Here is a 21,681-nt window from a genome sequence, read left to right as displayed (position 1 = left end):
TTTGATAGATGGTTATTTTTAATAGTTATCATTTCTCCAATTGGTTTTTCACTTTATATACATAAGCTAAAACTTCAGCAACCGCTTTAAAAAACTCTTCAGGTATACTCTCGCCAATATCAACTTGATCATAAAGGCCTCTAGCAAGCGGTCTATTCTCTACCATGATTACTTTATGTTCATTAGCGATTAATTTTATTTTCTGTGCGACATGGTCGACCCCTTTAGCTGTAAGAATAGGTGCGTCTGCTTTCGACTCATCATATTTCAAACAGATAGCATAGTGAGTGGGATTGGTAATGATGACATCTGCTTTTGGCACTTCTTGCATCATTCTTCTTGTCGCCATCTCCCTCTGCCTTTGCTTAATTTTAGATTTAATTAAAGGGTCTCCCTCCGAACTTTTATGTTCATCTTTTATATCTTGCTTTGACATTCGTAAATTCTTTTCATAATCATATTTTTGGTATAAATAATCTAATATTGCTAGAACCAATAACGCTAAGGAAGCAAATATCCCCATTTGGATGGTTAAATCAATGACTGTTTTCATTGCAGCCCCTATTGTTTTTTGTGAAAGAATGAGAATCTCGTCAATTCTTAACCACAAAATCGAAAAAACAACGACGCCAATGATACTAATTTTAAGAATCGATTTTAACAATTCAACGATGGCTCGGAGAGAAAAAATCCTCTTAAAGCCTTTAATCGGATCTAACTTCTCAAGCTTCGGTTCAACTGGTTTTGTCGTAAATAACACGCCAACTTGTATATAATTTGCAATGATTCCTGCGATAAGGGCCACTATCATAATTGGGCCGACAATCATAATTAGTTCTTTTAAGATGTCCAATAAAATCTTAAAAACAGATGCTTCCGTTACATCAAGTAATAAATATTCATTAAAAGAATGCTCAAGCATTGTGATGATGGAAGTTTGCAGAAAATCTGCGGCAAAGAAAAAGAACATAAAAACAGCTAGTAACATAATAGCGGTATTTACATCTTGGCTTTTTGCAACTTGCCCCTTCTTACGATTATCTTGTTTCTTTTTCGGTGTTGCTTTCTCTGTCTTTTCTCCAGCAAAAAGCTGTAAATCGAGTGTGAGAAACATTTTTTATGCCCCTCCCATCAAGTTCATCAAGCCTCGTAAGAAATACAACATTTCTTCAAACAGTTTTGATACAACTAACATCATCACACCCATCACAATAAATAAGATGATGAAGCTTACACCAATTTTCAACGGTAACCCGACAACAAAAACGTTTAGCTGAGGGAAAGTTCGAGCGAGAATCCCTAATGCCACATCAACAAGAAATAAACAGCTGACAACGGGAATAGCCATTTGAAAGGCAATAACAAACATTCTACTAAAAGCTTTCACCATATATTCAGCCATATTAGCATTTCCAAACGCAATCCACGGTTGATCTAGTGGCACATATTGATAACTATAGAAGATTCCGTCTAATAATAAATGATGACCATTGACCGATAATAGAAATAGAAGTGAGATAATGTATAAAAATTGACCCGTTAGCGGACTTTGTGCACCAGTTTGTGGATCAATGACATTCGCTAGCGCAAAACCCATTTGAAAGTCGATAAAGCCACCTGCTGTTTGAATCGCCGATAATAATAAATAAGCAAGAAAGCCGATAAACAAACCAACCAATGCTTCTTTAAGAATGAGAAAAATATACATATTGTCTATTTCAAGTAATGGTAAATCGAGTGTAAATACCATAATCCATGCAATAAAAAAGCCAAGCCCTATTTTCATTGTATTAGGAACATTCCTATATGAAAAAATCGGCATCATCACAAAAAATGAAGTAATTCTTACAAATACTAATAGGAAACTTGGAAAATAGTTGAATAATTCTTGCATAATAACTTTAACCTATATACCTTGTTAAATTAGAAAGAATATCACTCGTATAGCTAACCATATAATTTAACATCCATGGTCCAAAGACGACTATACCAACTAACACAGCGACAATCTTTGGCACAAATGCTAGCGTCTGTTCTTGAATTTGTGTTGTTGCTTGAAAGATACTCACAATTAAGCCGACCACTAAGGCTAGTAATAATAATGGTCCGCATACAATTAGTACTGCCATTATCCCCTGCTCGGCGATTGAAATTACGGTTTCCGAAGTCATTTCTCTAACATTCCCTTACTTAAAAACTTTGTAGTAGTGATTTCACTACTAAATACCAACCGTCAACTAACACGAACAATAAAATCTTAAAAGGTAATGAGATCATTACAGGTGGAAGCATCATCATTCCCATCGACATTAATACACTGGCTACGACCATATCAATGACTAGAAAAGGAATAAAAATCATAAAACCAATCTGGAAGGCTGTTTTAATTTCACTAATAGCAAATGCTGGCACTAGTGCTGTTAATGGAATCTCCTCGATAGAAGAAGGCTTTTCAGCTCCTGAATAATCTAGAAATAGCTGTAGATCCTTTTCTCTCGTATGAGCACTCATAAACTCTTTTAAGGGAAGGGAAGCTCTATCATATGCTTCCTCTAGATCAATTTCTTCATTGAATAGGGGTGATAATGCTTGTTCGTTAACCTCATGAAAAGTAGGCGCCATCACAAAAAAAGTTAAAAATAAGGCAAGTCCAATTATCACTTGATTGGGAGGCATAGATTGAGTAGCTAATGCCGTCCTAACGAAAGAGAGAACAATCACGATACGCGTAAAGCATGTCATTAATATTAAAATACTTGGCGCTAAAGAAAGTACCGTTAACATTAGTAACAGTTTAATAGATGTTGAAATATTATCGGGTGAACTGTTATTAAATATCTCCATTACTTCATTCATGTTCGTGATTACCTTTCTTCAAGTTTTCAAGTTGGTCGGAACGTTTTTTTTTCATATCTGCCAGTTGTTTACTAAGAATATCTTGAAACGATTGGTTCTTAACTTGTTCACTTTTCGACTTCTTCATTATCTTGAAAGGTTGAGTAAGAAACTGTTTTGCTGGCAATGACTGGTCGCCTTGTTCTTCATAATTTTTTAATAAAGTATCCCGCTCTTCTTTATCAGCGACCTCACTGATGAGTTGTACATTTTCACCAACGCCTAGTATATACACTTTTTCACCTATTTTGACGACTTGCACCGAGCGATTTTGACCTAAGGCAGTCCCACCAAGGTGATTAACGACATTGGTTGATTTATAAGAGCGGCTCTTTTTATTAACAAACTTTAACAATCCATATAACAATCCAACAACAAACACTGTAGCAAAAATCATCTGAATAAAATCCCAAGCGTTTAACCCGACTTCCGCAGTGTCTGCTGTTATTTCTTCTGAGTGTATATTTGGTTCAACCTCATTTTTCTCTGCGGATTTTTCCTCATCCTTCACCATTTCCTCAACACTTCTAGATTCAGCTGACGCAGTCACATGAAGTAACTGCGTCAAAAATAAGCAGGAAATGGTTAGTAGACATATTCTTCCTATTACTTGTTTATACATGTTCATTACATCTCACTTCTTACGGCTTATTGATTCAATGTTTTTGAAATCGCCTCGATAACCCTATCTGCTTGAAATGGTTTAACAATAAAATCTTTTGCACCTGCTTGAATGGCATCGATCACCATCGCCTGCTGTCCCATAGCAGAACACATAATAATCTTAGCTTGACTATTAATCTTTTTGATTTCCTTTAATGCTGTGATTCCGTCCATTTCCGGCATGGTAATATCCATTGTAACTAAATCAGGCATTGTTTCTTTGTACTTTTCAACGGCTTGTAAACCATCTGCTGCCTCACCTACAACCTCAAAACCATTTTTCACCAATATATCTTTAATCATCATTCTCATAAAAGCTGCGTCATCGACAATTAATATTTTTTGAGACATTTTCTATTCCTCCTTGGTTACCTTAACTTTTTAAGACGATCTTGTTGACTGATTATTGAAGTGACCCTTACACCGAAGTTTTCATCTATTACAACCACTTCACCTTTTGCTATTAATCTACTATTTATTAAAATATCTACTGGTTCGCCTGCCAATTTATCTAATTCAATAATTGACCCTTGCGTCATATCTAAAATTTCTCTTACAGATCTTTTGGTACGTCCTAATTCGACTGTTAGCTGCAAAGGTATGTCTAAGAGCATATCCAAATTATTCGTTTGCTTTTCAGCTGGTTGTTGCGAACCAAACTCTAAAAAGTTGGCCGGCTGAATCTGCGCCTGTGCCACTTGTTTTTGCATTGGCTCAGTTGGTTGTTGATAATCATTAGGCTGACTATATGTATCACCATTCTCAGTAGAGCTATGAGACATATCACTCATTGTTAAAGATGAGCTTGTCTCTTTCATCTGTGCAATCTCTTGCGGTTGAACAACATTTGCTTTTTGTTGTTCCATTTCCTTGTCACTTTGTTCTTCAGCTGTTGTTTGTAATAACTCCTTCACTAAGCTTTTGGCAAAGTGATAAGGTAATACTTGCATAATATGAGAATCAATTAATTGACCAATGATGATGCGAAAAGAGATTTTCACTAGAGGATCTTCCCTAGGAATCGTTTCTGCCCCTTCACCTGTCGTTAAATTAAGTATATCAATTGTCGGAGGTGATATATCCACCCTTTTCCCAAAAATAGTGGACATTGAAGTAGCAGCTGAGCCCATCATTTGATTCATTGCTTCTTGCACCGCACTTAAATGAATATCTCCCATATCTGGCGATGGTTGACTTCCATCACCACCAAGCATCAAATCGGCAATGATTGATGCATCATGTTGATTAATAACAAGAATATTCGTTCCCTTGAACCCTTCTGTATAATTCACCTTAATGGCAACATAAGGATGGGGGAATTCTTCGATTAATTTATCATATTCAATAACAGAAACAGAAGGAGTCGTTATTTCTACCTTCTGATTTAATAACGTAGACAAAGCTGTCGTCGAACTACCAAATGAAATATTACCTATTTCTCCAAGAGCATCTTGTTCAATAAGCGTTAGTTCTTGCCCTTTGTCTTGCTCTTCTGGAGCAGAACGAAAAAATGTTTCGTTCTCGTCTCCCGTTCCTTTTAACAATGCATCAATTTCATCTTGTGAAAGCATATCATTACTCATTTTCTTCTTCTCCTTTCACAAAATCCAAAATTTGTACAGCCATTTTTTTATGGACTTTCCCAGGTTGTCCTGTGAATTTTTGAATTTCGCCAACTTTAATCTGCATCGGTTCGTTAATGCCCTGATCCAACTCAATCACATCACCAATTGTTAAATCTAAGAAATCTTCAATATTAATATCCGTCGATCCTAATTCACAGACAACGGGAATACTGGCCATCTCAATATTCTTTGTTAATCGTTCTATCTCTTCAGGCTCTCTGTTCTTTACATCTGATTCAATCCAATATCTTACTGATAACTTTGGCATAATGGCTTCTAATGCCACATGCGGGATACAAATGTTAATCATTCCACTCGCCTCGCCTATTGTGGCAGTGAGAGATATTACGACAACTGTTTCATTAGGTGAGACCATCTGCAAGAATTGAGGATTGACTTCAAAATCTGCATAACTTGGCTCGATGTCTATTACATTACTCCAAGCCTCTTTCAAGAGAAGAAAAGCTTTCGAAAACGTATTAGACATAATTTTTGTTTCTATCTCTGTTAGGTTTTCTACTTTATTTAAGCTAGATCCTTTGCCACCCATCATGCGATCCATTAATGCGTATGCGATATTGGGATTTACTTCGATCAATATTTTCCCATCAAGTGGTGGCACATCGAAAACATTAAGGATTGTCATTTTTGGAACAGAACTAATAAACTCTTCATATGGAATTTGATCAGTAGACGTCACTGAAATTTGCGCATAAGTTCTTAATTGTGCAGAAAAGTACGTTGTTAATAACCGAGCAAAATTTTCATGAATCCTTGTTATGCTTCTAATTTGATCTTTAGAGAACCTAAGAGCACGTTTAAAATCATATGTTTTAATTTTGCGCTCACTCTGTTCCTTTTTCAGTTGATCAGCGTCCATCTCTCCAGTTGAAAGGGCTGATAGAAGCGCATCTATTTCACTTTGCGATAAAACTTCTCCTGGCAAAAAAGTCACCTCCATATCTTTGAATTAAACTCTTATTTTTAAAAGATGAGTAATCTGTCAGCAATTATGTTATTGGAGGATTGATTCAGTTATATAGATTTTTTCAATTTTGCCCGATTCCATCAGGTCATTTATTTTTTTTGTTAAATTTTTCTGTAATAATAGTTGACCATCTTTACCTCTTAAATCATCTGCTTGCATTTCTGATAACTCTTGGATCATTAAGTTCTTCACTTGGAAATCTCTTTTCTCTAACTCTTCTTTCGCCTTTTTACTCTCCACTTGGATAGTAAAAGATATCCGTATATAATCGTCACTTGCTAGATTTGTCGTAATCTGGTCAATAGAGACAGTGCGTTCAAGAATATCATCAATAGAAGACTCATTTGCATCCTTTGCAAATACATCCGTAAAGTAAAATAACGAACCACTAATAACTAGTAACAATGACAGAATTCCAACGATGAGCCATTTTTTATTCATCTTCACCGTTCTCCTCCCACATAGAATGAGCTTTAATCATACCAACAGCCTGGTAGAACTGCTGAATCCTTTCCACTACTTCTAATTCATTTTCCTTCACAACATACTTTTTACCATTGGTAAGTGTGATTGTTGTATCAGGAAATGATTCGACTGTTTCGATATAAAACGCATTTAACCTAAACGATTGACCATTTAATCTCGATAATTTTATCAATTTATTGTAATAGGCAAACCTAAGCTTGCCTAAACCTCCCTTTTTAACGTTTCAAGTTAACTAGTTCTTGAAGGATCTCATCAGACGTCGTAATAATTCTTGTATTTGCTTGGAAGCCTCTTTGGGCAGTAATCATTTCAGTAAATTCTTCTGATAAATCAACATTAGACATTTCAAGTGATCCTGCTGCTAAGCTCCCTCTTCCGTCACCTGCCATACCAATATTAGCCACACCTGAGTTGGCAGAAGCTTGATAAAGGTTATTACCAGCTTTTGTTAACCCTGAGCTATTGCTAAATTTGGCTAAAGCGATCGTTCCAAGAATATCGATAAGACCATTTGAATAGACACCATTAATTTCACCAGATGCACCAATGTTAAAGCTTTCCAGTTTCCCTTCCGTATAACCATCAGGGAATACATTGGCATTCGATGCTCCTTCTACTTGTGTAAGTGCAGAAAAATCAAGATTAACTAATAATTGACTTTCATCTTCAGCCGTTGCCATATTATCTGTTACACCTGAAGGAACTGGTATTCTAATGCCTTCTTTTAACGCATCAGCACCTACGATTTGTCCATTGGCATCAAAGCTTAATGTAAGATTATCCTCAGGTTGGGTGGGTGCCGTAACATTAAACGTCCAAGTACCATTTTCTTTCACATTTGATACATCAATTTGTAAGCCATGGGCAGATAAGACGCCATTCTCCACTGCAGAAGCATCTACAGTTACCTCACCATCAGGTGTTGAAATCGTATATACATCATTATTTAACTCAACTTCCCATTCTCCTGTTTGTGTCCCCTTGTAACCTTCTGGATTTTTCACACTAATATTTCCAGCGTCTTCATTTGAACTTGTGATTGTACCAACAGAAGATGGTTTTGGCTCTTCATCAAAAAAGACACCCCAGCTATTTTCGCCCACCTTTTTAAAGTACACAGTTGACGCATGGGCATTGCCATTACTGTCAATTGTTTTTATTTGTTGATTGAATACCGTTCCAACATTCGCATCTTTTGCTAGATTTCCTTGGATAGTGATTGATTCTGTTGTTACTGAAGGAAGGGTGGCATTCACATTTACAACCACATCACCTAATACACCGTTGCTATTATATGCCTGTACTTTTAAACCCTCACTATTCACTAGACTGCCATCATCATCCAAATAAAAATTACCTGCGCGCGTATAATACTGGGCGCCGCCTTGCTGAACGATAAAGTAACCATCTCCTTCAATGCCTAAATCCAATGCTCTACCGGTCGTTTGCATACTCGATCCAGAGTGAATAACATCGATAGTAGCCAAAGTAGACCCTAGGCCAACTTGTGTTGCATTTCGCCCCCCACGTAATTCTGTCGGCGAGGATGGACCAGCCACCATTTGATTCATTGCATCTTTAAATGTCACTCTACTCTTCTTAAAACCGGCAGTATTAACATTGGCGATATTATTACCAATTACATCTAATTTTGTTTGAAAATTCTTCATTCCACTGATCCCTGAATACATTGAGCGTAACATTGCATTTCCTCCTTTAAATCATCAAATATATCATTTCGCTTTTATTCAATTTTCATAATTTGCTGAGGGGTAATTAATTTTTCAGAACCTGAAATATGAAAATATGTTTGTCCATCTTTAAAGGACACTGACTCCACTTTAGCTATTTGATTTTCCCCTTGATCATCCTGATAAGTAATTTCTTTTCCGATTAATAAACTAGATTGAACTAATGTATTCTCATCAATCGTTGGCTGATTTAGTTCAGAAATATTACTTGGTGATAACTCGGTTCCATCTTCAAGAATAAATGTGACAGTAGAATCTTTGAACTGTATGGAAGCAACTTTTCCAGTTCCTTGATCAACTTCCACATTAGCCTCATTAGTATTTAATTTATGCCAAGTAATCTCTTTACCTACAAAATGAGAATAAGATAGTAATTGGTTCTGCTCTTGAATGTTGATCATTTCTTCCATACTTGTTGTCAGATTAGTCATTTGTTCTAAAGAAGAAAACTGAGCCATTTGTGAAATGAATTCTTTATCATCCATCGGGCTTGTTGGGTCTTGATTTTGAAGTTGAACCATTAATAGTTTTAAAAAGTCATCTTTACCTAATGTATTGCTATTACTGGTATTGGCTGCTTGTGATTGTGATAGCAATAAAGAAGAATCAATACTGTTTGTCATATAACGTACCACCTAAACCTTTAGATTTAATAATTCTGCTTCTAATTCATCGAAGAAAGAGGTTGCTTTAGTCTCTTGTTCATCTCTGCCGTTATGACCATCACCATCTTGATTTGGTTGATTCTTCTCTCTTTGATTGAACGATTCCTCTGCATGCTTTTGTTCTAATGAGGTTTGATAAATTTCGATCTTATCGACATTGATATTTTGTGTATGAAATGCTTGTCTGAGAGTTTGTGCGCTAGATTCAAATGCATCTTTGGCTGCCTGTGTACTTGCAATAATTCTAGCAATCATCACTTGATCTTTTTGGACAATTTCTATCTTCAATGTGCCTAAATGTTCTGGTGTGAGTTGTATGCTCAGTTTTTGTATTCCATTAACCGTCGTAAATTTGGCACGAGATAAGGTATTCTCAAACTGTTTTACTAATTGTTCTGCCGGAATTGGTTTTCCATTTTGTGGAATATGCAACTGTAAAGTATCGTTCTTAGAGATTGCAACCGGATTTGTAGGAACTTGCACAGTCTTAATGTCCAGATTTTGATCCTCTATTCCTTTACTAATTGTTGCTCGTATTTCCACTTCTGTTTCCATTTGCTTCTGCTCACTATTTATTAACGTCATGCTTAGTGGTGAATGATTGACCAACTGTTGTGTTCGAAGTTGTGCCTCTTGGGCTTTTAAAGAAATGGATTGAGGTATCGGTACTACTGCTTCGTTTTCTAGTATTTTCACGATGTCTTTTACGAGACCAGCTAATTGTTGTTGATTAAATGGTGATGGTTCTGTTTGTTGATTCATCATTTGTACAAGCTTTATTGTTTGGAAGACGGCTTTGTTCTGAGTGATAAGGTCAGTTGTTTGCGTTTGCGCACGTCCACCTTCCACTGCTGAAACTAACTTTGAAAGAAAATTCTCTCGAGCTTCTGTCGTTTGAAGATCTGTAGAAATATTAGCTTGATTTGTCAACAATGACTGGATATGAGTAAAAATCAATTCCATCTCTTCTTCTTCAATGTTTAATAACTGACTAGCCTGTTCTACAACAAGCGGTTCATCACGTAAGTCGATATACATAAACGGTTGCCATTCTTCCGGCAAATCTTCCCACTCTAATACCCCGAGAAGAGATAGCAAATCATCTTGCTCTGTAACTGTATCTTTCGTGACGTCGCTATTCGGACTGACCGTTTCCACATTTGACAGAACACTCCCTAAAAATTGAGCGAAATCGCCTTTACCCATCTTCTCATTAGCTGATATTTCTTTAGTAGATTGATGGTTATTACTTATAGGTAACAGTGACATGAGTTCCATGAAACATCTCCCTCTTTATTCAGCGGCTTTCTCATCGTCATCTGTGGTAGAAGTATTTTCTACAGACGCTGTTACCAGGCTTGTAAATGAAGCAGCTTTTGTTGGTTCCATTTTTGCCAGTATATCAGCAAGTACTTCAGGTTTTACCTCTGCCAGGATTCGCACCGCTTCTTCTTCATTCATATTAGATAAAATAGGCGCAGCTTTTTTAGCAGCCATTTCTTCATAAGTTTTAATAATGTCACTAAATGCCCGCTTATTCTCTTCTTTCATTAAAACTAATTCGTCTACTCTATTCTCTAATCGTGTTTTTTCTTGGTTTGCTTTATTTAATTCATTATCTTTACTTTCTACTTGATTTTGCAGTTGCTCAATTCTTGCCTCACGGTCATTTACCTCTGCCTCTAGTTCGATCAGTCTATTTTCCATTGTTTGCATCATTTCTGTTTGATCTTCTTCAAAAAGGGTAGATAGAACAGGAACATTTTGACCATACTTTTTCGCCACATCAAAAATGTTATATCCACTTACAGTTAGGATTAATAATCCAATTGCGATAAGTCCAATTAAAGTGGTGGCAATGATCATAAATATCTTAATGACCGGTCTAGACTTTTTCTCTTTGTGACTTTCCATCTTATCACCTAAAGTTCTTTATGGATAAATTGCTGGATTGAAATATCATCCATTTCAATATTTTCTAATCTCTTCATTTCTGATACGTATTGCATCTTCTTCTTATCTTTAATGACTTCATATTTCTTGTACTCTGTCATTTTTTCTGCAAGCTTTTCTTGATAATAGTACATTTGAGTACGGGCATTCATTACTCTTTTTTGATAATGACTAATTGTCTTTTCTAAATTCGAAATAAACTGTTGCTGATAACGCATTTCCACTACTTGTAAACCACTAACTAGTCTTTCTGATTGCAATCTATCTAAATCTTCTTTTTTCTTTAGCAAATCATATAGTTTGGTCGCAGCTTCTTCAAAACGTCTCGTCGCTTGATTATAAATATCCAAAGCTTCATCTTTTTCACGTTCTTTTACATGCATAATTTTCTCGAACTTATATTTAAAAGACATTTGTTACTGTGCTCCTTCTCCAACTAGCGCAAATAGTTGTTCAATTCCATCATCAATCGTCACTTTTTCATCCGTTTGTTGTTTAAGAAAATTTAAAATTTGTGGATATAAAGCAATCGCTCGATCTATTTCTTGTGATGATCCTTTCTTATATGCACCGATATTAATTAAATCCTCTGATTGCCTATAAGTACTAAGTGATTCTCTTAAACTCTCAGCTGCTTTTATATGCCTCTTACTACTAATTTGATTCATTACACGACTGATACTTTTGAGTACATCTACAGCAGGATATTGTCCCTTATTAGCGAGCTCTCTATCTAACACATAATGACCATCCAATATACCTCTCACAGTATCAGCAATTGGTTCATTCATATCATCACCATCAACAAGCACTGTATAAAAGGCAGTGATGGACCCCTCTATGGAGGTGCCAGTTCTCTCTAACAGCTTAGGTAAAACAGAAAAAACTGATGGCGTATAGCCTTTTGTTGTCGGGGGTTCGCCAATTGCTAAACCTATTTCCCGTTGCGCCATTGCTACCCGAGTAACAGAATCCATTAGCATCATAACCTTCATACCTTTGCCACGAAAGTATTCTGCAATGGCTGTCGCAGTATAGGCCCCTTTTATTCTCATTAATGGCGGTTGATCAGAGGTAGCTACAATGACAATTGAACGTTTTAATCCTTCAGGACCAAGATCTCTCTCGATAAACTCACGGACTTCTCTTCCTCTTTCACCAATTAAAGCAATAACATTAATGTCTGCTTTTGTATTTCTGGCAATCATGCCGAGTAGGGTGCTTTTACCAACACCACTACCTGCAAAAATCCCCACTCTTTGGCCATTACCAACTGTTAGTAAACTATCAATCAACCTAACGCCTACTTCAATTGGTTCACTAATGGGTGGTCGCAATAGGGGATTTGGTGGCTCTTGTTCTGTTGGCACCTCTCTTAAACCTTTTGGAAGTAGAGACCCGTCTAATGGTTGTCCCAAGGAATCAAGGACATTCCCTACAAGAGAAGTCCCAACTTTAATTTCTAACGGTTTTCCTGTTGTTTCTACTAAACTCCCAGGCGATATATCAGTAACCGTTGTATACGGCATAAGAATAATATTCTCATCTTTAAATCCGACCACTTCTGCACGTATCTTCCTGCTCTTCTTACCTTGTACATGAATATAGCAAACATCACCAATGGAACTAACCGGCCCTTGAGATTCGATCATTAGGCCAACAACTCTCTTGACTCTCCCGTATTTTTTGAAACTATCTGTGACATGGATTTCCTCTAATAACTTATCCAAGTTCATGATGGGTCTCCAACCATTCTGATAGTCTTTCTTTGATCTCGTCTATTTGGCTTTTACACGTGGCATCAATTCGACCATTATCTGAATCAATCACACAATCTACTACAGAAAGTTCTTCATCGGGAAGGATATATAGGCCAGCTTCAACTGGTAACATTGCCTTTAGTTCATCCTTATAGCTTAATAACTCTAGATATTTATCAGGATGAACAATAAGTTTAATGTTTTTGTAATGCTTGGCTTCTTTTAATGCGTTTTTTACATAAGATTGATAGTGCTCCGTATGATGAGTTAATTCCGTTGCAATGATTTTCTCTGCTACATTCATACTAATTTTTAATATCGTTCGGTCCGCTGACTGAATAGTTTCTTCATAATCAGTTTTTGCTGCATTAATTATCTCTTTTACTTCTGCTAATCTAGATGAATATGAGTTAAATCCATCTTCTTTACCCTTACTCATCCCGGTGAGATAACCTTCTTCATATGCCTCTTTACGTACCAATTCTTGTTCTTCTTTTGCCTTTTCCTTTTCTTCTTGAACTGTTTGATATATGCGATCAGCATGCTGATTTGCTGATTGAATAATTTCCTCCGCTCTCTTCTCTGCTTCATTAATCACCTGGTCATAATAGGCAGACATCTGCTGTGATGGATGATCCTCTGATTGTTTAAACATCGGCCGAATAGAGATTGTTATTTGCTCCTCTTCACTTAAGTAATCGTGAGAAGAATGTTTAAATAACCTAGACAATAATATCATCCCCTCCGCCTCTGGCGACGATGATCTCCCCAGCTTCTTCCAGTCTGCGTACAATTGCGACAATTCTTGATTGTGCTTCTTCGACTTCTCGAAGTCGAACTGGTCCTAAAAATTCCATTTCCTCTTTAAATGTATCCACAGTACGCTGTGACATATTTTTATAAATAATCTCTTTTACTTCTTCACTAGACACTTTCAAAGAAAGCATAAGATCTTCACTTGCACAATCTCTTATCACTCGTTGAATCGCTTTATTATCAAGCGTAACAATATCCTCAAACACAAACATTCTTTTCTTTATTTCTTCAGCTAAATCTGGATCTTGAATTTCTAATGCATCAAGAATCGTACGTTCAGTTGAGCGATCCACTCCATTGAGCACTTCTACTACAGACTCAACTCCACCAGTTTGCGTATAATCTTGTGTAACAGTAGCGGACAGCTTTCTTTCTAAAATCTGTTCGACCTCATTAATAATTTCAGGAGAAGTGCCGTCCATTACTGCGATTCTTCTAGCAATATCTGCTTGCGTATTTTGAGGTAATTCCGACAGTATTTGACCAGCCTGCTGTGGTTCTAAATAAGAAAGAATTAACGCAATGGTTTGCGGATGTTCATTCTGAATAAAATTCAATATTTGTGTTGGGTCAGCTTTTCTGGCAAAATCGAATGGTCTCACTTGAAGCGACGAAGTTAAACGATTTATTATCGCTGTTGCTTGTTCGTTTCCTAATGCCTTTTCGAGCACAGTCTTCGCGTATCCGATCCCCCCTTGCGCAATGTAATCTTGAGCAAGAGCGATTTGATGAAATTCATCTAGCACATCTTCTTTTGCCTCAGTGTCTACTTTTCTTACACCGGATATTTCTAAAGTCAACTTTTCAATCTCTTCTTCACTTAAATGCTTATACACATTAGAAGCAATATCTGGACCTAAAGATATTAATAAAATGGCTGCTTTTTGCCGTCCTGAAAGATTTTTCTTCTCCCTTTTCACGCTTGACTGGCCTCCTAATCTTCCGTAATCCATGTTCTTAGGAGCTTGGCAAAGTCTTCCGGTTTCTCTTTAGCTAGCTTCTCTAATTGCTTGATTCGGATGCTTGCCTCTGTTTCCTTTTCCTGATGTACATCAGGTATAGAATCATTTAATTGCTCTTCCACTTCATACTCTACAATCTCTTCTTCTTTCTCTTTTTTATTACGTAAAAATAACCATAGTAATAATATAATTACTAATAATAGTAATCCGACAACCAAATATATCCACCAAGGAATCGTTGCTGCTTCTTCATTTGGAAACTCAACTTTTCCATTGAACTCTTGAACGGAGACAGCTATTTTATTTTGTAGCTCTTCATCAGTTAACGTTTCATCCAATGTATCTTTATCGATAGATGTACGGATAATGGTTGATAAGATTTGCGTAATATCATTAATTCGATCTTGTGGCAATGAATTTGGATTATTAGCATCAGGTGGTTCCACCATTACTTGAATGCCCAAATCCCTAACTTTATACGGGCTTTCAACAATTTCTTTTCTTATTCTGTTTACTTCATTATTAATTGTTTCTTCTATTTTTTCATAATCGCCGTTGCTATTTGAACCTTCAACATAAGAAGAGCCGAGTGCATCCGCACCATCTTCACTTTGCGGGATACCCCCTTCTGTATCTCCATTCCCTGTAAAGGTTTCTGTTAGCTTTTGTGCACTAATGGCTATTCCTTCCATATTCTCTTCATCTACTGGTTCGACAAGATTTTCTTCTCTATTCTCTTGTGTAAAATCGACATCTGCTGTAACAGACACCACTACTTTTTCTTGACCCATTAAGGTAGCTAGCATCGTTTGCACTTGACGTTGGATATCCTTTTCGATTTCTTTTTTTATTTCATGTTGTACGGCAAATTGATTGCCTGTCGAAAATTCTTCACTGTTTTTCAAGTCAAAGTACTCAAAGTTTTGATTAGTTATGACGATATTATCAGTAGGTAAATTAGGTACACTTTTAGACACTAAATGATAGAGTGCTTGGATTTGTTGATTTTCGAATTTATAACCTGGATCCGTGTTTAAAACGATAGACGCCGATGCTTGTTCCTCTGTTTCATTTAAAAACACACCAGATTCAGGCATGTTTATCATGACTTTAGCGTTGTTAATACCATCAATACCTTTCATTAACTCTGCTAATTCAGACTGCATCGCATCTAGTTTCATCACGTCAAATTCATTTTCCGTCATCCCGATCCCAGCATTTTGACTAAAAAATGAGTAATCAATATTACCGCTATCTGGGATACCTTCTGCAGCTAGCTCTACCATGAGGCTATCTACTTGTTCTTCTGGTACTTTAATAGCTGTACCACCTTCAACGATTTCTGACTTAATCCCCTTAGCATCTAAATTTTCTTTTATACTGCCTGTTTCTGAGGGTGTCAGGTTACTATATAGTGGGACTAAGGTGGTTCTGGTCGAAAGAAAAACAATGATACTAATACCAATGATTAATAATAACGGAGCACCGATTATTAGAGCCTTTTGCCCCTTTGTTTTCGCATCCCAGAACGTTCTCACCTTTGTACCATATGCTTGCAAAGAATCTTTCATCTAAAAATCCCCCGATGGTCCTTGGTTAGTCATCAGACGAGAATACATGTTTTACACTTGCATTCTCATCATCTCTTGATATGCTTCGACTGCCTTGTTACGTACTTCTAGTGTTAAAGACATGGATACACTCGCTTTTTGAGCGGTGATCATTACGTCGTGAAGATCAACATCCTGCCCCGTAGCAAGTTTTGTCGTCATTTCATCCGATGATATTTGCCTTTCATTTACACTATCAATTGCACTTTTCAAAGCCGAAGCAAAGCTATTATGTGCATCACTCGGTGTAATCTCTTTTACATTTTGAGCATTATCCGGACTATTTGTATGTACGACGGGAGAGAAGCTATTAATATTCATCTCTTAGTCTCCTTCTTATTTGCCTATTTCCAATGCCTTCAAGAGCATATTCTTATTCGCATTAAATACAGTGACGTTTGCTTCATATGAACGTGTTGCACTCATCAAATCTACCATTTCTCTTAATGGGTCCACATTTGGCATTTCTACATACCCTTCTGCGTTAGCATCAGCATGAGATGGATTATAGACGAGTTCAAAAGGCGTTTCATCCTCAACAATTCTCGTTACCTTTACACCATTACCCGTTTGGCCTTTTTCATTTATTGCTGTTTGTAAAAATGATGAAAAGCCGTTATCTTTCGCTTGAAGCACGACAGATTTTCTTCTATAAGGGTCTTCCCCAGTCACGCTGCGAGTAGAATCAGCATTGGCCATATTTGAAGAGATGACATCCATCCTTAACCTTTGCGCTGTCAGTGCGGAAGCTGTTGTATCTAAACTATGAAAGATAGTCATCGATTATCTACCTCCCTTAATTACGTTTTCGAGTCCATTAAATTTACTGCTCATGCGGTCAACCAATGCGTTATATTGAATTTGGTTTGCTGCAAGCTCTGACATTTCCTGATCCATATCTACACTGTTACCACTTTCGTTATAGGTTACATTTTTCTTCGTCAAGACGGTGGTATTTAAATTAGATGGCGTGAAATCAAAATGCCTTTCATCCGTTTTATATGTATTCATGTTAGATAATGCGGAATCAAAAGCAGATTTGAAGCTTACATCTTTCGCTTTATATCCTGGCGTGTCAACATTTGCGATATTTTGCGAGATCACCTTTTGTTTTGTCGATGTTTGTTGAATTGCGTTTTCGATAATCGACATGGATTGTGAGAAGACTTTCACAAACTTCACCTCATTTTTCCAAAATTCTCCCCAATTAGCACTTACTAATAATTTCATCTATCATCATTGTAAAGAATATGAAATAATAAGTCTATGACCTAGAAGGGTTTTTTGGTAATTCTTTTGTCCTATTTTCGACATTTTTCTTACTAGGTAAAAATACGCTTCATTTTTCCGTATTTTTTAAAAACACCAATCACTATCAGTTGAATCAACCGTTCGAACATATTTTTGAATAGGCATAAAGAACTATAAGAATTTTGTTTTTTAAAAATAGGTTCAAAGTTCTACTTTATTCGTTATTACTTTATTATTTCGTTCGTAATAAAGTTGTAATACAGAAAAATTTGACACCATAAAAATAACACGGTAACGCATCACTGCGTCTCCGTGTTATTTTAAAAGTTTTTTTATTTTACTTCTTAGTTAGATTTTAATTTTTCTAACTCGAAAAGGAATTTATCGTTTAATACTTTAATATAAGTACCTTTCATCCCTAATGATCTTGATTCAATTACGCCAGCACTTTCTAATTTTCTTAGTGCATTAACGATAACCGAACGTGTGATTCCAACTCTATCGGCAATCTTTGAAGCAACTAATAGACCTTCTTTTCCGTCTAACTCTTCAAAGATATGTTCAATTGCTTCTAACTCACTGTATGATAAAGAGCTAATCGCCATTTGTACAACTGCTTTACTTCTAGCTTCTTCTTCAATTTCTTCTGCTTTTTCACGAAGAATTTCCATACCTACTACTGTAGCACCATATTCAGCTAAAACTAAATCATCATCTTCAAAAGCATCTTCCACTCTTGCCAGAATGAGGGTACCTAAACGTTCTCCTCCACCGATAATAGGAACAATTGTCGTTAATCCAGCGCCAAATAACTCCTTATTTTCGATAGGGAATGCAGTATATTCACTATTCACATCTAAGTTAGATGATGTCTCTTGAATGTTAAATAAGTTTTTAGTGTACTCTTCTGGGAACTGACGATCTTCAAGCATTTTCTTCATTCGCTCATTTTCGATTTGTTGGTTCGCAGCATATCCTAATAGTTTACCTCTACGGCTTACTACATAGATATTTGCTTCGATAACAGCACTTAAAGTTTCTGCCATTTCTTTGAAGTTAACTGGCTTACCTGCAGCCTTTTGTAGCATTGCATTAATTGTTCTTGATTTTTTTAATAAATTCATTGATTTTTCCTCCTATAACTTTGGAACATTATTTCAATCCCTTGAATGTTTCGTTACTTATTTTTTTGCTAAGATTTGCTTGATTAGGAGTACAATGAAATTTCATCAAATAAGGATTATAATATAAATTGACTTAAATCTTTATTCTTAGAAATTTCCCCGAGCTTCTCTTCTACATATTGTGGCGTAATCACAATCTTCTCTAATGTTACCTCAGGCGCTTCAAACGAAAGGTCTTCAAGCATTTTTTCCATAATCGTTTGCAATCGTCTTGCTCCAATATTATCGGTATTTTGATTTACATCATAAGCAAATTCTGCAATCCTACGTATAGCATCGTCAGAAAATTCAATTTGTATACCTTCTGTTTCCAATAATGCTTGATATTGTTTGATTAAGGCATTATCAGGCTCAACTAATATTTTCACAAAATCATCCACAGTTAATTTTGTCAATTCGACTCTAATCGGGAAACGTCCTTGCAATTCAGGTATTAAATCAGACGGTTTAGCGGTATGGAATGCTCCAGCTGCAACGAATAAGACATGATCGGTTTTTACTGTACCATATTTCGTTACAACCGTTGATCCTTCAACGACAGGAAGAATATCTCTTTGCACACCCTCGCGAGAAACATCTGCTGAGGAGCCACCTGAGTTTTTACTTGCGATTTTATCAATTTCATCGATAAAGATCATACCAGATTGTTCTGCTCTATAGATGGCTTCAGAACCTACTTCATCCATATCAATAAGCTTTTGTGCTTCTTCGTTCGTTAAAACTTTTCTAGCTTCGCTTACTGTAAGTTTTCGCTTCTTCTTTTTCTTTGGCATTAATCCACCAAGTGCATCTTGCATATTCATCCCCATTTGTTCCATACCCGAACCTTGGAGCATATCAAACATAGACGGCTGCTGTTCTTCTATTTCAACAGTGATTATTTCATCTTCTAGCTCTAAATTTTCAAGCTTTGTTTTCACTACTTTACGCTTTTGCTGAATTGACTGATCATCTTGTTGCTCATGATCGCTCTCTTGTTGATCATTCCCACCACCAAAAAACATTTCTAAAGGGTTCTTATAATTGGCGGACTTTTTATTACTAGGTACGAGCAATTCGACAATTCGGCGATTAGCATTTTTCTCTGCTATTTCTTGCACACTTGCTACCTTTTCTTCTTTCACAAGTCGCACAGATGTCTCAACTAGATCTCTAACCATAGATTCTACATCTCTACCTACATAACCCACTTCAGTGAATTTCGTTGCCTCTACCTTAACAAATGGAGCACCAACTAATTTCGCAATCCTTCTTGCAATCTCAGTTTTACCAACTCCTGTTGGTCCAATCATCAAAATATTCTTAGGACTTACTTCATCACGAAGCTCTTCATGCAGTAGGCTTCTACGATATCTATTTCTTAATGCAACTGCTACAGCTTTCTTGGCATTTTTTTGACCGATTATGAACTGGTCTAGTCTTTCGACAATTTGACGGGGTGTTAAACTTGTCATTTTAACCATTTTAGCACTCCTTTGTTTTACAGTTCTTCCACAATAATATTGTGGTTAGTATATACACAAATTTCTGCAGCCATTTCAAGCGAAGCTTTTGCAATTTCCCGAGCTGTTAAATGTTCACCTGCAAATCTCTTTAAAGATCGACCTGCTGCTAATGCATAGTTACCACCTGAACCGATTGCTAGTACACCATCGTCAGGTTCAATGACTTCACCTGTTCCTGATACGAGCAATAAACCGTCTTTATTCATAACAATTAAAAGCGCTTCAAGTTTCCGAAGAACCTTATCGCTTCTCCACTCTTTAGCAAGCTCTACAGCCGCTCTCTGCAAGTTACCATTATATTCTTCAAGCTTTCCTTCGAACTTCTCGAATAAAGTAAATGCGTCGGCAACAGACCCTGCAAATCCGGCAATCACTTTGCCATTTGCAAGCTTTCTTACCTTTCTTGCAGTATGCTTCATGACAACCGATTCACCAAATGTAACCTGTCCATCTCCAGCCATTGCATATTCGCCATTGTGTTGTACTGCAAAAATTGTTGTTGCATGAAATTGTGACATGTTTATTCCTCCTTTTGGAGTATGTTAATAATCCACTATAGACTATATATGAGTATGACTATTCGTTTATCCATCATATAGTTAAACTTCTTTAAAATCTATGCTCTAGGATGATACTGATTATATGTCTTTTTCAAGTAATCAGGTGTAACATGTGTGTAAATTTGCGTTGATGAAAGAAAAGCATGACCTAAAAGCTCTTGAACTGTTCTCATATCAGCCCCATTTGACATTAAATGTGTAGCAAATGAATGCCTAATCTTATGGGGATGGATGCCACCTTCTAGAGACGACTTTTCAATCAATTTATTTAATATACCTCTTATACCGCGGTCAGTTAATGCGCCACCACGGTGGTTTAAAAATAAATGGTTGCTCTTCTCTTTTTGGAGTTTTAGACGTCCATCATGACAATATTTTAAAAGAGCATCGTGAGCAAAGCTTCCGAATGGTATGTATCGATCTTTTTTCCCTTTTCCATGAATAAGAATTACGGAAATATCCAAATCAATATCACTTAGCTGTATAGAAGCACATTCAGCTACCCTTATGCCTGTTGCATACATCACTTCTAAAATCGCCATATTCCTTTGGCCAAGTGCTGTATCTACCTCTACACTATTAAAGAGTTGTTCCATCTCTTCTTCATAAAAAAACTGCGGCAGTCTTTTATCACCTTTTGGGATGGATGTTAATTGGAAAGGATTATCATTAACCATACCTTCTCGTACCAATAACTTAAAAAAGCTTCTTAAGCAGGAAATTTTACGAGCAATTGTCTTTCGAGCTAAACCTTCTTGATAAAGCTTTGTTAGAAATAATCGAACATCCATATATTCGACATCATTTAACTTTTTCAAACCTTGTTCAGCCATGAACATAAAAAATCCTTTTATATCCGTCTGATAATGCTCAATTGTATATTGTGAATAATTCTTTTCGATTTGTAAATATTCGATAAATAACTTTAAAGAAATGTTCACATTTTCGCTCATTTTTTGTACTCACCTCACAAGGGCTTCATCATACTATCATATTTAAGCAACCCA

Annotated in this window: 26 protein-coding genes; all 26 read right to left on the bottom strand. The window is 36.4% G+C overall.

What is annotated here, in order from left to right; genetic code table 11:
- Positions 1-28: 28 nt before the first annotated feature.
- The 26 genes from flhB to xerC all read right to left on the bottom strand — a co-directional run bounded on the left by flhB (position 29) and on the right by xerC (position 21,627).
- Positions 29-1,114: a flagellar biosynthesis protein FlhB gene (gene flhB / locus LCM23_RS20665; protein WP_224938611.1), complete on the bottom strand. Its 1,086-nt coding sequence runs from the start codon at positions 1,112-1,114 to the stop codon at positions 29-31.
- A 3-nt stretch (positions 1,115-1,117) separates the two neighbouring features.
- Entirely contained in the window at positions 1,118-1,894 is a 777-nt protein-coding gene (gene fliR, locus LCM23_RS20660) for a flagellar biosynthetic protein FliR (protein ID WP_224938610.1), read from the bottom strand.
- A 7-nt stretch (positions 1,895-1,901) separates the two neighbouring features.
- Entirely contained in the window at positions 1,902-2,171 is a 270-nt protein-coding gene (gene fliQ / locus LCM23_RS20655; RefSeq protein ID WP_095369517.1) for a flagellar biosynthesis protein FliQ, read from the bottom strand.
- 19 nt (positions 2,172-2,190) lie between these two features.
- Entirely contained in the window at positions 2,191-2,856 is a 666-nt protein-coding gene (gene fliP, locus LCM23_RS20650; protein ID WP_224938609.1) for a flagellar type III secretion system pore protein FliP, read from the bottom strand.
- On the bottom strand, positions 2,849-3,523 hold the full coding sequence (locus LCM23_RS20645; protein WP_224938608.1) for a flagellar biosynthetic protein FliO: 675 nt from the start codon (positions 3,521-3,523) through the stop codon (positions 2,849-2,851). The genes fliP and LCM23_RS20645 overlap by 8 nt, the downstream gene beginning before the upstream one ends.
- 20 nt (positions 3,524-3,543) lie before the next feature.
- Positions 3,544-3,909: a response regulator gene (locus LCM23_RS20640; protein ID WP_095369520.1), complete on the bottom strand. Its 366-nt coding sequence runs from the start codon at positions 3,907-3,909 to the stop codon at positions 3,544-3,546.
- Positions 3,910-3,926: 17 nt separating this feature from the next.
- Positions 3,927-5,141 (bottom strand): flagellar motor switch phosphatase FliY, encoded by a 1,215-nt coding sequence (gene fliY / locus LCM23_RS20635; protein ID WP_224938607.1) that lies wholly within the window; start codon positions 5,139-5,141, stop codon positions 3,927-3,929.
- Entirely contained in the window at positions 5,134-6,129 is a 996-nt protein-coding gene (gene fliM, locus LCM23_RS20630; RefSeq protein WP_224938606.1) for a flagellar motor switch protein FliM, read from the bottom strand. Before fliM ends, fliY begins: the two co-directional genes overlap by 8 nt.
- Before the next feature lie 69 nt (positions 6,130-6,198).
- Positions 6,199-6,612: a flagellar basal body-associated protein FliL gene (gene fliL, locus LCM23_RS20625; RefSeq protein ID WP_095369523.1), complete on the bottom strand. Its 414-nt coding sequence runs from the start codon at positions 6,610-6,612 to the stop codon at positions 6,199-6,201.
- On the bottom strand, positions 6,605-6,829 hold the full coding sequence (locus tag LCM23_RS20620) for a flagellar FlbD family protein (RefSeq protein ID WP_224938605.1): 225 nt from the start codon (positions 6,827-6,829) through the stop codon (positions 6,605-6,607). Before LCM23_RS20620 ends, fliL begins: the two co-directional genes overlap by 8 nt.
- A gap of 43 nt (positions 6,830-6,872) precedes the next feature.
- Positions 6,873-8,360: a flagellar hook protein FlgE gene (locus LCM23_RS20615; RefSeq protein ID WP_349773837.1), complete on the bottom strand. Its 1,488-nt coding sequence runs from the start codon at positions 8,358-8,360 to the stop codon at positions 6,873-6,875.
- Positions 8,361-8,401: 41 nt separating this feature from the next.
- Positions 8,402-9,031: a flagellar hook assembly protein FlgD gene (gene flgD / locus LCM23_RS20610; protein ID WP_224938604.1), complete on the bottom strand. Its 630-nt coding sequence runs from the start codon at positions 9,029-9,031 to the stop codon at positions 8,402-8,404.
- 12 nt (positions 9,032-9,043) lie between these two features.
- Entirely contained in the window at positions 9,044-10,351 is a 1,308-nt protein-coding gene (locus tag LCM23_RS20605; RefSeq protein ID WP_224938603.1) for a flagellar hook-length control protein FliK, read from the bottom strand.
- 15 nt (positions 10,352-10,366) lie between these two features.
- On the bottom strand, positions 10,367-10,987 hold the full coding sequence (locus LCM23_RS20600) for a MotE family protein (RefSeq protein ID WP_224938602.1): 621 nt from the start codon (positions 10,985-10,987) through the stop codon (positions 10,367-10,369).
- Between the two features lie 8 nt (positions 10,988-10,995).
- Positions 10,996-11,439, bottom strand: coding sequence for a flagellar export protein FliJ (gene fliJ, locus LCM23_RS20595; RefSeq protein WP_224938601.1), 444 nt, complete (start codon positions 11,437-11,439; stop codon positions 10,996-10,998).
- Between the two features lie 3 nt (positions 11,440-11,442).
- Positions 11,443-12,762, bottom strand: coding sequence for a flagellar protein export ATPase FliI (fliI, locus tag LCM23_RS20590; protein ID WP_224938600.1), 1,320 nt, complete (start codon positions 12,760-12,762; stop codon positions 11,443-11,445).
- Positions 12,749-13,516 (bottom strand): flagellar assembly protein FliH, encoded by a 768-nt coding sequence (gene fliH, locus LCM23_RS20585; RefSeq protein WP_224938599.1) that lies wholly within the window; start codon positions 13,514-13,516, stop codon positions 12,749-12,751. Before fliH ends, fliI begins: the two co-directional genes overlap by 14 nt.
- Complete coding sequence (fliG, locus tag LCM23_RS20580; RefSeq protein ID WP_224938598.1) at positions 13,509-14,555, bottom strand: flagellar motor switch protein FliG; 1,047 nt, start codon at positions 14,553-14,555, stop codon at positions 13,509-13,511. The genes fliH and fliG overlap by 8 nt, the downstream gene beginning before the upstream one ends.
- Positions 14,537-16,135 carry a flagellar basal-body MS-ring/collar protein FliF gene (gene fliF / locus LCM23_RS20575; RefSeq protein ID WP_224938597.1) on the bottom strand — a complete coding sequence of 533 codons (1,599 nt, stop codon included), beginning with the start codon at positions 16,133-16,135 and terminating at the stop codon, positions 14,537-14,539. Before fliF ends, fliG begins: the two co-directional genes overlap by 19 nt.
- 51 nt (positions 16,136-16,186) lie before the next feature.
- On the bottom strand, positions 16,187-16,495 hold the full coding sequence (gene fliE / locus LCM23_RS20570; RefSeq protein WP_224938596.1) for a flagellar hook-basal body complex protein FliE: 309 nt from the start codon (positions 16,493-16,495) through the stop codon (positions 16,187-16,189).
- 15 nt (positions 16,496-16,510) lie between these two features.
- Complete coding sequence (gene flgC, locus LCM23_RS20565) at positions 16,511-16,954, bottom strand: flagellar basal body rod protein FlgC (RefSeq protein WP_224938595.1); 444 nt, start codon at positions 16,952-16,954, stop codon at positions 16,511-16,513.
- A gap of 3 nt (positions 16,955-16,957) precedes the next feature.
- Positions 16,958-17,347 (bottom strand): flagellar basal body rod protein FlgB, encoded by a 390-nt coding sequence (gene flgB, locus LCM23_RS20560; RefSeq protein ID WP_224938652.1) that lies wholly within the window; start codon positions 17,345-17,347, stop codon positions 16,958-16,960.
- A 422-nt stretch (positions 17,348-17,769) separates the two neighbouring features.
- On the bottom strand, positions 17,770-18,549 hold the full coding sequence (codY, locus tag LCM23_RS20555) for a GTP-sensing pleiotropic transcriptional regulator CodY (protein ID WP_224938594.1): 780 nt from the start codon (positions 18,547-18,549) through the stop codon (positions 17,770-17,772).
- 116 nt (positions 18,550-18,665) lie between these two features.
- A complete protein-coding gene (gene hslU / locus LCM23_RS20550) occupies positions 18,666-20,063 on the bottom strand; it encodes an HslU--HslV peptidase ATPase subunit (RefSeq protein WP_373370913.1) in 1,398 nt (465 codons plus the stop codon).
- Between the two features lie 26 nt (positions 20,064-20,089).
- Entirely contained in the window at positions 20,090-20,632 is a 543-nt protein-coding gene (gene hslV / locus LCM23_RS20545; protein WP_095369538.1) for an ATP-dependent protease subunit HslV, read from the bottom strand.
- A 98-nt stretch (positions 20,633-20,730) separates the two neighbouring features.
- Positions 20,731-21,627: a tyrosine recombinase XerC gene (gene xerC, locus LCM23_RS20540; RefSeq protein ID WP_095369539.1), complete on the bottom strand. Its 897-nt coding sequence runs from the start codon at positions 21,625-21,627 to the stop codon at positions 20,731-20,733.
- Between the last annotated feature and the right edge of the window lie 54 nt (positions 21,628-21,681).

The organism is Cytobacillus kochii (assembly GCF_020171845.1).
Classification (GTDB): domain Bacteria; phylum Bacillota; class Bacilli; order Bacillales; family Cytobacillaceae; genus Cytobacillus; species Cytobacillus kochii.
This window is presented reverse-complemented; position numbering and strand designations above follow the sequence as displayed.